Raw genomic sequence first — 13,366 nt, 5'->3', positions numbered from 1 at the left:
CCTTTTCTTATTTCTTCATCGAATGACTAACTCAAACCCATCCGTGTCAATCGCAACATGGGAGCCGTCTTGGATAGCTCCACTGATCAAAGCACGTGCAAGCTTCGTTTCAATCGTCCGTTGAATATACCGGTTAATTGGGCGTGCCCCGTACTGCGGTTCAAACGCTTCATTAAAAATCAACGTCTTCGCGGCGTCCGTTACATCAATCGTAATCTCACGACCAGACAGACGGTCAGCCATTTTGCTGACTGCTTTATCGATGATCCGCTCGATTTCCGCCCGTTGCAATGGATGGAACAAAATCGTATCATCAATCCGGTTCAAGAACTCGGGTCGGAAATGATTTTTCAATTCGTTCATGACCGCTTCTTCTTCCCCTGCATCGATGTGACCGTCTTTTGCTGCTTCAAGCAGGATGTTCGAGCCGATGTTTGACGTCATGATGACAATCGTATTTTTAAAATCAACCACTCGTCCCTGGGCATCTGTTAAACGTCCGTCGTCCAAGACTTGCAAAAGGATATTAAAAACATCCCCGTGTGCCTTCTCGATTTCGTCAAACAAGAGGACCGAATACGGACTCCGACGGACTGCTTCCGTCAACTGCCCTCCTTCTTCATACCCGACATAACCGGGAGGCGCTCCTACCAGACGCGATACGTTATGCTTTTCCATATACTCTGACATATCAATCCGTACGATGTGTTCTTCACTGTCGAACATCGCCGCTGCAAGTGCTTTGGCAAGCTCTGTTTTTCCAACACCCGTCGGTCCGAGGAATAAGAACGAACCGATCGGACGGTTCGGATCCTTGATGCCGGCCCGTGCCCGGATGACAGCATCCGAAACCAGACGAACCGCCTCTTCTTGACCGAACACCCGTTGATGCAAGGTATCTTCAAGATACAATAATTTTTCCCGCTCTCCTTGGGCAAGCCGACTGACCGGAATCCCTGTCCACTTCGAGACGATATCCGCGATCTCTTCGTCAGTCACGGCTTCACGAACCAATTCATGCGCTACGTGTTCCGCTGATTCTTCCGCTACTTTCAACTGATTTTCAAGTGCCGGTATCTGACCGTACTTGATTTCGGATGCTGTATTCAAATCGTACCGACCTTCTGCTTCCTGTAAAGCCAACTTCGCCTTTTCAAGATCTGCCCGTAATTGTTGGACGTTTTGCGAGCTGTCTTTCTCACGTTGCCACCGGGTCCGTAAGGCACTTTCATCTTCGCGGACCGAACTCAGTTCCTGTTGCAAGATATCCAGTCGCTTTCGTGAAGCTTCATCGGTTTCTTTTTTCAAAGCTGCTTCCTCGATTTCAAGCTGCATGACCCGCCGGACCAACGAATCCAATTCGGCCGGCATCGATTCCATATCCGTTCGAATCATCGCACATGCTTCATCGACTAAATCGATTGCTTTATCGGGCATAAATCGATCCGTAATATACCGGTCTGACAGGGTCGCTGCCGCGACAAGCGCATTATCGTGAATGCGGACACCATGATGAATCTCAAACCGTTCTTTCAGGCCACGTAGAATCGAAATCGTATCTTCGACATCCGGTTCCGCGACGAGGACTTGTTGGAACCGACGTTCAAGTGCCGGATCTTTTTCGATGTACTTCCGGTATTCGTCGAGCGTCGTCGCTCCGATACAATGCAATTCACCGCGGGCCAACATCGGTTTGAGCATGTTTCCGGCATCCATCGCCCCGTCCGTTTTTCCGGCACCGACAATCGTATGCAATTCATCGATGAATAATAAAATCTGTCCTTCCGCTTCCTTAACTTCATTCAAGACGGCTTGAAGCCGTTCTTCAAACTCTCCGCGGTATTTGGCTCCCGCGACAAGTGTACTCATATCAAGGCTGAACAACTGCTTATTTTTCAGACTTTCCGGTACATCTCCGCGGACAATCCGTTGTGCCAATCCTTCGACGATCGCTGTTTTACCGACCCCCGGTTCACCGATCAAGACCGGATTGTTTTTTGTCTTCCGGCTGAGGATGCGAATGACCCGACGGATTTCATCATCACGACCGATGACCGGATCAGTTTTGCCGGATCGGAAATCCGCGACCAGATCCCGTCCGTATTTTTTCAAGACATCAAACGTCGCTTCCGGATTTTTAGTCGTCACTTTCCGGTTTCCCCGCATCTCGACGATCGCTGCACGCAATACGTCTTCTGTGATTTTTTGACTCCGCAAGTATTGCGTCGCAGGACTCGATTGTTTCACGAGACCGAGCAGTAAATGTTCGACCGACACGTAATCGTCCTGCATGAGTCGCGCCTCAGTTTCCGCTTCTGTCAATACTTGCAGAAGCGAGTTGCTGATGCGCGGCGTCGATGATTGACTCAATGCCGGTAACCGGCCGATTGCATCATTGACAGCGGCTTCCAGTTGATCCAATCGTTGATCTAATTTTTCAAAGACGATTCGGGCGATTCCTTCGTCCTGCGAAATCAACGCGAGCAACAGATGCCATTCTGTGATTTCGCTGTGGCGGCGTTGCTTAGCAATGGCTTGTGCCGACACAATGGCTTCGTGTGCCCGATCGGTTAATTTTTCAAAATCCATTTTTCCGTCACTCCTTCACAGATAAACGATTTTCCCACTCTTCGTAAAATGCTGAATCCATTTCCGGTAGTTTGACCTCCAGTTGAACCAATAAGGCACCGCGGTGTCCTTCCCGGTTGCTGAGTCCCCGATTAGGAATCCGGAGACGGGAACCCGGTTTCGTGCCGGGTTTAATCTTCAGTTTGACCCGTTTTCCTTCGAGTGTATCCGCGACGACTTCCCCGCCCAAGACGAGTAACGTCGGATAGACACGAATCGTCGAGATAACGTCCGTCTCATGACGACGGAAACGGTCATCATCCTTTAAATGAATCGTGACATACACATCGCCTGCCACTCCTTGTCGGTTTCGCAACGAGCTTTTACCGCGCAAACGGACTTTTTTCCCGTCATACACGTCTGTCGGAAGACTCATTTGAATGGCGCCTGTCGCCAGTCTGATCGTCACCTTTTCATTCGTACTGAGGTGACTTAACGGGACAGTCAGTTCCAGTTCTTCATCGGTTTCTTCTTCTTGATTAAAGAAAGAACCAAACATGTCTTCAAACCCGAACGATTGACCCGCTGATCCCGTACGTGTCTGCCGCCCGTTGAACTGACGGAATAAATCGTCATAATCGGCTGTCTGACCGGCTCCGCTCATGCGGTCAAAATCACTGCCGTACCGGTCGTACTGTGTCCGTTTTTCTTCATCTCCAAGAATATCAAACGCTTCTTGAATCTCTTTGAAGCGCTTGTCCGCGCTTGCTTCTTGGTTGACATCCGGATGGTACTGCTTCGCAAGCTTCCGGTACGCCCGTTTGATGTCTTGGTTCGATGCCGTTTTTTCGATCCCAAGCGTTTTATAATAATCTTTCGCCACTTCCATCACTCCCTTAACTTTCATCCTGTACATTAATTATAAAATTGATCGCTCAATTGGTCAAATATAGTCAAACTTTTTTTAAACAGTTGCTTTGTTCTTTTCACTTTACGCATTTTCCTCAAACAAGTTTCGTTTCAGAAAACCATGATATACTGACAACTAGCATTAGGAAAAAGGAGCGATCAAGACATGGATGGAAAAAAACGAGCCGATGTCAAAATCGGACAACACGTCAGTATCGTGTTAAAACAAGATCAGCGGACAGGCAAACGGACGGAAGGAATCGTCAAAGACTTGTTAACCAAGTCGCCGAATCACCCCCACGGCATCAAAGTCCGTCTCGAAGATGGTCAAGTCGGTCGGGTTCAGGAAATCTTATAACCCCTTAATCAAAAAAGGCACTCGCTTTCCGGTCAACTGCCGGAGAGCGGGTGCCTTTTCGTCAATTAGCGGAGTGTTCGAGGTAACGTAATGTCACTTCGACTAAAATACGAGCCGCATGCTGCATCGCCTGTTCTTCAAAGTCGAACTTCGGATGATGATGTGGATAAAATGTTTCGTCTCCTGCTCCCGTAAAGAAGAAGGTGCCCGGCACTTGTTGCAAATAATAAGCAAAGTCTTCGCCGCCCATCGTCGGTGCGATTTCAAAGACGTGATCCCCACCCATGATGTCTGATGCGACGGTCCGCAATAAATTGGTTTCTTCCGGATAGTTGACGACCGCCGGATATCCTTTTTCGTACGCAAACGAATAGGTCGCCCCCGCCGCATCACAGATCCCCTTGATGGTCCGTTCCATTTCATGGACGATTTGTCCGGCGACTTCAGGATCAAACGTACGAACCGTACCTGTCAGTTCCGCACTGTCGGCAATGACATTAAACGTATTCCCGGCATGCAGTGTTCCAATCGTCAAGACCGCCGGCTGAAGCGGATCGATTCGCCGGCTGACAATACTTTGCAGCTCCTTGACGACGGTTGCCCCAAGTACGACGGCATCAATCGTTTCGTGCGGCTTCGCGCCGTGTCCTCCGCGTCCGAACAACGTCAGCTCGAACTTGTCTGCCGCCGCCATGACCGGACCCACCCGGTAACCGATTGTTCCGAGTTTCGTCGTCGACCACAGATGTGTTCCGAATATGACGTCGACGCCGTCCAGACATCCGTCAGCAACCATATCCCGTGCGCCGCCCGGAACCACTTCTTCCGCATGTTGGTGAATCAAGACAACGTTTCCCGCCAACTGTTCTTTCTGACCGGCAAGGATTTCTGCGACCGCAAGCAACGTCGCTGTGTGCCCGTCATGTCCGCATGCATGCATGACGCCTGGCACGGTCGATCGGTAATCCACTTCTTTTTCATCCTGAATCGGCAACGCATCGAAGTCTGCACGCAGGGCGACTGTTTTTCCCGGTTTTCCCCCGCGAATGGTTCCGACTACACCCCGCCCGCCGACTCCGGTCCGGACTTCGATACCAAGCTCCGTCAATCGATCCGCAATGAATTTTGGGGTATCGACTTCATGAAACGACAATTCCGGATGTTGATGTAAATACCGCCGCCGTTCGACCATCACTGGAAATAACTGCTCCACCATCTCTTTCACTGTCTGTTTCATTATGTACACCCCTTATTTTTTACTGTGCAACATTTTGACACTTTCCCGTGTATACTGTAGCCGTTCGATCGTATCATCATAATGGACAGCCGCGTAGGATAAAAACAACACATCAATCGCAAACAGCTGAGCGAGGCGTGAGCTCAAAGCCGCGCTGCGTAATGGAGCTTCCGGAGCACGTGACGTCCAGAGTGCGATATCTGCCAGCTGACTGATCCGATTATCTCCGAAACGAGTTAAACTGATGATTTTCAGCCCCCGAATCTTCGCCAGGCGGATCAGTTCCACGACTTCTTCGGTCTCCCCGCTGTAAGAAATCGCAAAAAAGACATCGTCCGGACTTGCGTTTGCGAGTATCGTCGCAACGAGATGTTGATCGGATTCCTGAATCGTCAGCTTCCCGACACGTGTCCATTTTTGAGCGGCATCCAGCGCAACGACGTTTGATGCACCGATTCCGTAAAAATAAATCGCCCGTGCGTGATCTAAAACCTGTGTCGCTTCTGCAATCCGCACTTCACTCAATTGTTTCGCCGTATCCTGTAACGCTTGAATGCTGTTGCTGACCGTCTTTTCTACTAAATCGGCAGGGCGCTCGTTTTTTTCGATATCATGGTATCCTTTTAAATCTGTCCGTGCTGTATCCGCTGAAATCCGCATCCGGAGTTCCGGATATCCTTTTAAACCGAGTGCCCGGCAAAACCGAACCACGGCTGCTGCACTCGTTCCCGATTCTTCTGCCAAATGATGAATCGTCATTCCTGCAATCTCATTCATATGCGCTAAAACAAAATCTGCGACTTTCCGTGACGAAGACGGCAACTCTTCGTGGACGGCACTAATTTGTGAAAAAATACCACCTTTCATCCGACTCGCTCCCTTACCATGAATTAAAACAGGCGAACGCAGCGTCAATCCGCCCGATCCGCATTATGCTTCTTCTCTATTATGCGCTCTCAAGACGACTTTCGTAAATCCAAAGAAATCTGACAATACAAAAAAACAGATCCTGCTTGTGCAAAGATCTGTTTCTTCCGTAACATTAACGGATTTTAACGATTGGCTTTTTCGTGTCCGGCTCGATGAACAACATCGCTTCCGTATCCCCGTTTAAATTTGTGACGGTAATGGTCGTCGGGACGTTCCGACTGTATTCCCAACGGTTTTCGAGCAAGTAGGTCACGTATTGAATAAACGCTACAAGTTCTGCTTTTCCATAAAATTGAACGGGAATTTTAATTTCGAGTTTTTTCAGTTCCTCGCCCTGATAAAAACCTTCCCCCATCATTCCGGTGTAGTTCGGGAAGTAATCTTCCAAACGATCTTTGAACAAATCGAATTTCGCCGCATCATCCCGAACATCCTTTGTCGCTGCACTGGACGGATAGTAGTAGTATTTCTCGTCGTAATTTTTCCAGTCATTGCCGCTGATTTGATTTCCGCGACCGATGAAGGCGGATGTGACATAATGCCCGGAGACCGGTGACCCTTCACTTTCCTGAAGATACAGAGCAACGTGAATCGGCGTTGTTTTTACTCCTTCTGTTTTCCGCATTTTCTTGACCAGCTCGTTTGCCAACTTTTTGCCTTGGGCGATGACTTTTTTCTCGTCGAGTTTTACGGTATAAGTCGGACCATAGTTTTCGTCTTGGAAAACATATTCGCTGTTTAACACCAAAGCAACGGATGTACCACCCAGTTCGAGTTTTTTATCTTCTTCCAACATATAGTCCTGTTCCAAGATGTGCGATAGAATCAAAGGAGACTTTTGGTTTTTTTCTTTGTAAGATTTTCCGGTCGTATACGCAGGGTTCAAGCCGTTCGGATCACTGACACCATCGCCGGATTTCCCTTTTCGCAAAAGCCACTGCGCAATTTGATCGGCTTCCAGCAATTGTCCTTCCTGATAATAATATTTATCTGGTGCAAAAAATTGAGTGGAGTGACGCATCAATCCTGTCTCGATTTCGTCAAGCTCCAGACGCGAACTGACTCGCTTTTGTGTCATCCCGCGGGCGACACTCGGCCGGAACGGTAAGACGGTCCGGTAATAGGAATCAGTCGTATCAATCGCCGGACTAACGACGGCCTGGACTTCTTTTCCTTGTTGGCTCTCTGTAATAACTTCTTTTGTATCGCTTTTCTGTGATAAATCAAACGAACACGCGCCGAGAAATAATGTACTCGTCAATGTCAACGCTACTATTTTTTTAGATTTCATCTGTTTTCGCACCCCATGTTTTTAAAATCGTTCTCTCTATCATAACAGAATAGTTTTCCATCGGGGAAGCTGTAGTTTTCCCCTGATTTTCAAAAAAGTATACACTGCTTTTCAGCAGATGAAAGGATTTTTTTATGAAACGACAACGATTTCTAGGTCTCATGCTCTTGATTGCCGGCATCCTGCTCATTCTTTGGCCGCTCTATACCAATCACCAAAAATCGCGGGCTGCTGAAGAACTAAAACAACAGTGGACACAAAATTTACAAGCGGTCGATGCCAAAGAAACGAAGAAGCCTGTAGCAACGAACGGTAGCGGATTACTGACAATTCCGTCGCTTGATTTTGAGCAGGTCATCTTAGAAGGAGCTTCGACGACTACTCTCGATCAAAGCATTGGTCATCTCAAAGCGACCGGTGCTCCTGGAAAAGGGAACTATGCCTTGGCGGGACACCGCAGTTTCACGAAAGGATTGCATTTTAACCGCCTTCCGGAATTGAAGACAGGCGCGCTTGTCTTCGTGACGACAACCAGTCACCGTTATACGTACCAAATGAAGACCTCAAAACTTGTCCAACCAACTGATGTCTCCGTCTTGAATCAAGACGTCAAGCAAGCAACCATCACTCTCATCACATGTGATCCTCCGGAAACAGCGACCAATCGTTTGATTAAACAAGGAATTTTGATCAAAACAGAATCGCTCTGATTCACTGTATACGTATACGAAAAGGGAAGGCGCATGAATCTGTCGCCTTCCCTTTTCTATCCAAACCAGCCGTTTGACGGGTTTTATATTATCCTTCGTATTTTGCCAACTCTTCAAGCAATTGGGCTTCATTCCAAATCTCAATCCCAAGCGACTCAGCTTTCGTTAACTTCGAACCGGCTTTTTCTCCGGCTACTAAAATATCCGTCTTTTTACTGACGCTGCCGGTCACGTCCGCCCCGAGCAACTCCAGCCGTTTGCCGGCTTCTGAACGTTTCAGTGTTTCGAGTGTTCCGGTCAATACAATCGTTTTCCCGGCGAGCGGTGCGTTCGATTGATCGATCCGTTGTCCGAGAAATTGTTGATTCAGTCCGAGTTCTGCTAAGTCCTTGATTAAGCCTTTCGCTTCCGGATGTTCAAAGTACTTCGTGACGGAGTCTGCAATTTTACTGCCAATCCCATCAATCGCTAAAATTTCTTCATACTCTGCTTGCGCAATCCCATCCAGTGAATCAAACCGCTCTGCAAGCAAGAAAGCTGCTTTTTGACCAACCAATCGAATCCCGAGACCAAACATCAGTCGTTCCAAGGAGTTCTGCTTCGAGGCTTCAATGGCGTTCAGGAGATTGTCGACCGACGTTTCACCCATCCGTTCATACGTCAACAATTCATCCCGATCGAGGCGGTATAAATCGGCGAGTGTCCGGATTGCTTGGTGTTCATACAATTGACGAACAACTTTTTCGCCGAGACCGTCGATGTTCATCGCTTGACGCGATACAAAATGGATGATGCCTTCCACAAGTTGTGCCGGACATTCGGGACTGACACACCGGATATCCGCCTCCCCTTCCAATCGAACGAGTTCGGATTGACAGGCCGGACAATGGACCGGAAATTCAATCGGCTGTTCGTTCCCCGTCCGTTCCGAGACGACGACGCTGACGACCGCAGGAATGACATCGCCGGCTTTTTTGATGATGACTTGATCGTGCAGACGAATGTCTTTTTCCGTAATGAAATCAGCGTTGTGGAGTGTCGCATAACTGACGGTTGATCCCGCGACGACGACTGGAGCAAAGCGTGCACGCGGCGTGACTTTCCCGGTTCGTCCGACACTGAAATCAACTTCTTCGACCGTCGTCATGACTTCTTCCGCAGCAAATTTATAAGCTGTTGCAAAGCGGGGACTTTTCGCCGTGAAACCGAGTTCTTCCTGATCGTCATAACGATCAACTTTCAGGACGATGCCATCGATTTCGTACGGCAGATTTGAACGTTCCAATGTCCAGTGAGCAATGTAGGCTAAAATTTCTTCGACCGTTTCACACGTCTTCATTTCTTTGTTTGTTGGTAATCCGAGTTCAGCCAGTTGTTGCATCGCTTCGCTGTGCGAACGGGCACTCAGAGTATTGACACCAACACCGTAGACGAACAGCGACAGATTACGGGACGCCGTAATTGACGAGTCGAGCTGGCGCAAACTTCCGGCTGCCGCATTCCGCGGGTTGGCGAACAAGGCCTCTTCTCGTTCCGCCCGATCTTGATTTAGGCGTTCGAACGATTGTTTAGGCATATAGGCTTCACCCCGGACCTCGACCGTTTCATTTTGACGTAACCGCAGCGGCAAGGCTTTAATCGTCCGCAGATTTTGCGTGATGTTCTCGCCGACGGTTCCGTCGCCGCGTGTCGCGCCGCGGACGAGACTTCCGTCTTCGTACTTTAAGGAAATCGCCAGACCATCAAACTTTAATTCGGCGACATATGTCGTCGAACGACCGAGCGATCGTTCAATCCGGGCGACCCACTCACGAATCTCCGTCTCATCAAATACGTTCCCGAGCGACAACATCGGTAAGTCATGTGTCACCTTCTCGAACGCGTCGAGCGGAGCCGCCCCGACACGTTGCGTCGGGGAGTCCGGTGTGATCAGCTCCGGGTTTTCAGTTTCAAGCTCCGTCAGTTCACGCAACAGTTGATCGTATGTGCTGTCCGGTACCGTCGGCTGATCTTGGACGTAATATTCATAACTATACTGGTTCAGTTTCTGGCGCAATTCATCGATTCGTACTTGTCCTGTCATCTTGGTGCCTCCACTCATACCTTTTTGATCGGTGCGAATTTCGCAAGCAATCGTTTGACGCCGACTTCCGGGAAGGCGATATCGATTTCTAAGCTGTCGCCTGATCCGCGTGTCTGAACGACTGTTCCGCGTCCCCATTTCCCATGTTCTGCTTTGTCCCCAACGTTCCAGCCGAGTGATTCAGCACCGGACGTCTTCATGGCCGTCGGTTTCGTGACCGACCGACCGATGACGGCCTTTCCTTGAGGAACAGGACGATCTTCCCACGGCAACGGTTTTGGTTTTTTGCCGGTCCGCTCGAGCACTTCCTCCGGTAATTCGGCGAGGAAACGGGATTCGAGATTGGCATTCGTCCGACCGTACAGCGAACGCATTCGCGCGTGTGAGAGATACAATCGTTTTTCAGCGCGTGTAATGCCGACATAGGCGAGACGGCGCTCTTCTTCCATCTCATCTTCATCCTGCAGCGAACGGCTGTGCGGGAACAATCCTTCTTCCATTCCGATCAAGAAGACGATTGGGAATTCCAGTCCCTTCGCTGAGTGCAACGTCATCAACGTCACTTGTTCACCCGGATCACTTTCATCCAGGGAATCAACATCGGCGACCAACGTCAGATCGGTCAGGAAGGCAATGATCGTCTGTTCTTCTGGATCCGCGTTTGCCGTTTCTTTTTCAAAGTTTTGCGCAACTGTGATGAACTCGTTAATGTTCTCAAGACGGCTTTGTGCTTCGAGTGTCTTGTCTTCTTTTAAGACTTGACGGTAGCCGCTCTTCTCAAGCACTTCTTCCACCAGCTCGGATAAGCTGATGAACTCTTGCATCTGTTGCAGACCAAGAATCATCGTCCGGAAGTCCGTCAGTTTTGCTGCCGTTTTCGGGGCGATGCTCGACAATTCGATGTCACGGATCGCTTCCATCAGGGAAACCCCCTGCAAGTCCGCGAAATCACGTAATTTATCGATCGTCGTCGCGCCGATTCCACGCTTCGGTTCATTGACGATGCGGGCAAACGATAAATCTTCGTTCGGATTGGAAATCAGACGCAGGTAAGCCAAGACGTCCTTGATTTCTTTCCGGTCGTAGAACTTCGTTCCGCCAATCATCTTGTACGGAACATTGGATTTGAGTAACGTTTCCTCAATCGCCCGTGACTGGGCATTGGTCCGGTACAGAATCGCGACATCGTTTAATTTCATTCCGTAACGCAAGGCATTGCGGATTTCCTGGACGATATAGAACGCTTCTTCCCGTTCGTTTTCTGCTGTATGGATCACCAGTTTTTCGCCTTCCGCGTTTTCCGTCCACAGTTTTTTATCTTTACGGGTGCTGTTGTTTTGAATGACGTGGTTCGCTGCGTCCAAAATGCGTTTCGAAGACCGGTAGTTTTGTTCAAGCAGAATCACTTTCGCTGTCGGATAATCTTCCTCAAACGACAAGATATTGGCGATATCTGCCCCACGCCAACGGTAAATCGATTGATCCGAGTCTCCGACGACACATAAATTTTGGTGCGCCGCTGCGAGCAGATTGACAAGATCATATTGGGCTTTGTTCGTATCTTGGTACTCATCGACATGGATGTATTGGAACTTACGTTGGTAAAACGCCAGGACATCCGGATTTTGTTTGAACAACTCGGTCGTCTTCCCGATCAAGTCGTCAAAATCCAACGCGTTGTTGCGGCGTAAGACGGCTTCGTACCCTTTGTAGATTTCAGCAACGGTTTTTTCGTACGGGTTCGTGACGATTGAGGCGTAAAACTCCGCGCTCCGTAATTCGTTTTTTTGACTCGAGATGATCGACAACATCGACCGTGGATCCCATTTCTTCGGATCGAGGTTTTGTTCTTTTAAGACAAGTTTAAGCGCCGACTGCTGGTCACTCGAATCAAGAATCGTGAAGTTCCGGTTGTAGCCGATTTTTTCGATGTCCCGGCGTAACATCCGGACACACATCGAGTGGAAGGTCGATACCCAGATGTCATTGGCGACACCGCCGACGAGCCGGGAAATCCGGTCACGCATCTCGCGTGCCGCTTTGTTCGTAAACGTGATCGCCAAGATGTTCCACGGGGCGACTTGTTTCGCAGCCATCAAATAGGCGACGCGATGTGTCAAAACACGTGTTTTTCCTGATCCTGCTCCTGCCATGATCAGCAGGGGTCCGTCCGTATGTTTGACCGCTTTTGCTTGCTCCGGATTCAGACCGCTGACAAGCTGTTCACTTAAATTAAACATCTAAATAGCCTCATTTCTATATTCCGAACTTTTGTTCTTATATTTTATCGTGTTGCCGTGACTGTCGCAAGTGCTGCTTCTAAATTCTCATAGATGATGTTGCCGACGATGATTGTATCCGCATGTGCCAACATTTCCTGCGCCCGTTCGACGGAATCGATTCCCCCGCCATAGAACAGACGGCCTTGCTTCAAGACACGTTTGACCGAGGCGACCAACGACGGATCTCCATAGATTCCGCTGTACTCCAAATAAATGATTGGCATCCGGAAGACGCTGTCCGCCAGTTGCGCGTAAGCGACCACTTGATCATCCGTGAGCTCTTTGGCCTGCGTGACGCAAGCGACCTTGGCATCAGGATTCAGAACGATATACCCTTCCCCGACGAGATCTTGATGCGCGAGCATGTGACCGACTTCTTCCAGCGCCTCGACTTGTTTTTCGATGACGTGCTCAAGCGTTCCGCTGTTGAGGACGCTTGGTGTCAAATACGTATCGAACCCCATCGTCGCCGCTTCGAGCTCTGATACTTCCAGGGCAACAGCCACCGGATAACGACGCAATCGCATCAGTAAATCAAGTGTCGCATCGAGTGTGATGTCATCAGTTCCTCCGACGATGATAGCGTCGGTTCCTGAAGTCGCAATCGCCTGAAGAATCTCTTCTTCAATCTCCTTTGCCGGATCGAGTTTAAAGACATGACGCCATTCATTATAGGGTAACAACATGTTCGTTCCATCCTCTCTTCTCATTCTCTGTACCCAGTATAAAACAAAATCCCATCTCGCGCAGAGCGGGATGGGATAAGCCTTTCAAGTCCGGACTTGGCGTTTCGTCAACAACGCGGCAAGACCCAGCGCGACAAAGGCATAGAGGACGGCAAACGCCCATGGTTCAGCCAAGAAAAAACCAAGCACCGGCACATCCAGTAACGGTGAGTCCGGCGAACAGAGCGCCCGTCCGTTGACGATCGCCAGAAACGGCAAAGCCGGAACCATGAAGATATAACCAAAGTTGATCCAAAATGCACGTTGCATGAC

General features: G+C 49.3%; 11 protein-coding genes. 2 read left to right on the top strand and 9 right to left on the bottom strand.

Features of this window, described 5'->3' with window-relative positions:
* Positions 1-15: 15 nt before the first annotated feature.
* Complete coding sequence (gene clpB, locus ACHA8N_RS04935; protein WP_393964926.1) at positions 16-2,589, bottom strand: ATP-dependent chaperone ClpB; 2,574 nt, start codon at positions 2,587-2,589, stop codon at positions 16-18.
* Positions 2,590-2,596: 7 nt separating this feature from the next.
* Entirely contained in the window at positions 2,597-3,457 is an 861-nt protein-coding gene (locus ACHA8N_RS04930) for a DnaJ C-terminal domain-containing protein (protein WP_393964953.1), read from the bottom strand.
* A gap of 186 nt (positions 3,458-3,643) precedes the next feature.
* Between ACHA8N_RS04930 and ACHA8N_RS04925 the strand changes: the two genes are divergently transcribed.
* Positions 3,644-3,835 (top strand): YwbE family protein, encoded by a 192-nt coding sequence (locus tag ACHA8N_RS04925; RefSeq protein ID WP_012369376.1) that lies wholly within the window; start codon positions 3,644-3,646, stop codon positions 3,833-3,835.
* Positions 3,836-3,896: 61 nt separating this feature from the next.
* Here ACHA8N_RS04925 and ACHA8N_RS04920 read toward each other — a convergent pair whose 3' ends face one another.
* The 3 genes from ACHA8N_RS04920 to ACHA8N_RS04910 form a co-directional block, all read right to left on the bottom strand.
* A complete protein-coding gene (locus ACHA8N_RS04920) occupies positions 3,897-5,072 on the bottom strand; it encodes an amidohydrolase (RefSeq protein ID WP_393964925.1) in 1,176 nt (391 codons plus the stop codon).
* A gap of 12 nt (positions 5,073-5,084) precedes the next feature.
* Positions 5,085-5,939 (bottom strand): MurR/RpiR family transcriptional regulator, encoded by an 855-nt coding sequence (locus ACHA8N_RS04915; protein WP_147512315.1) that lies wholly within the window; start codon positions 5,937-5,939, stop codon positions 5,085-5,087.
* A gap of 175 nt (positions 5,940-6,114) precedes the next feature.
* Entirely contained in the window at positions 6,115-7,293 is a 1,179-nt protein-coding gene (locus tag ACHA8N_RS04910) for a CamS family sex pheromone protein (RefSeq protein WP_393964924.1), read from the bottom strand.
* Between the two features lie 134 nt (positions 7,294-7,427).
* Between ACHA8N_RS04910 and ACHA8N_RS04905 the strand changes: the two genes are divergently transcribed.
* Positions 7,428-8,003: a class D sortase gene (locus ACHA8N_RS04905; protein WP_393964923.1), complete on the top strand. Its 576-nt coding sequence runs from the start codon at positions 7,428-7,430 to the stop codon at positions 8,001-8,003.
* A gap of 88 nt (positions 8,004-8,091) precedes the next feature.
* Here the strand turns inward: ACHA8N_RS04905 and ligA are convergent, their stop codons facing one another.
* The 4 genes from ligA to ACHA8N_RS04885 form a co-directional block, all read right to left on the bottom strand.
* Complete coding sequence (gene ligA / locus ACHA8N_RS04900) at positions 8,092-10,086, bottom strand: NAD-dependent DNA ligase LigA (protein WP_393964922.1); 1,995 nt, start codon at positions 10,084-10,086, stop codon at positions 8,092-8,094.
* 14 nt (positions 10,087-10,100) lie between these two features.
* Positions 10,101-12,326, bottom strand: a complete 2,226-nt coding sequence (gene pcrA / locus ACHA8N_RS04895) for a DNA helicase PcrA (RefSeq protein ID WP_393964921.1) — start codon at positions 12,324-12,326, stop codon at positions 10,101-10,103.
* Positions 12,327-12,370: 44 nt separating this feature from the next.
* Positions 12,371-13,054 carry a heptaprenylglyceryl phosphate synthase gene (pcrB, locus tag ACHA8N_RS04890; protein WP_393964920.1) on the bottom strand — a complete coding sequence of 228 codons (684 nt, stop codon included), beginning with the start codon at positions 13,052-13,054 and terminating at the stop codon, positions 12,371-12,373.
* An 84-nt stretch (positions 13,055-13,138) separates the two neighbouring features.
* On the bottom strand, positions 13,139-13,363 hold the full coding sequence (locus ACHA8N_RS04885; protein ID WP_393964919.1) for a hypothetical protein: 225 nt from the start codon (positions 13,361-13,363) through the stop codon (positions 13,139-13,141).
* Between the last annotated feature and the right edge of the window lie 3 nt (positions 13,364-13,366).

The sequence above is a fragment of the Exiguobacterium sp. S22-S28 genome (genome assembly GCF_043359615.1).
Lineage (GTDB): Bacteria > Bacillota > Bacilli > Exiguobacteriales > Exiguobacteriaceae > Exiguobacterium_A.
This window is presented reverse-complemented; position numbering and strand designations above follow the sequence as displayed.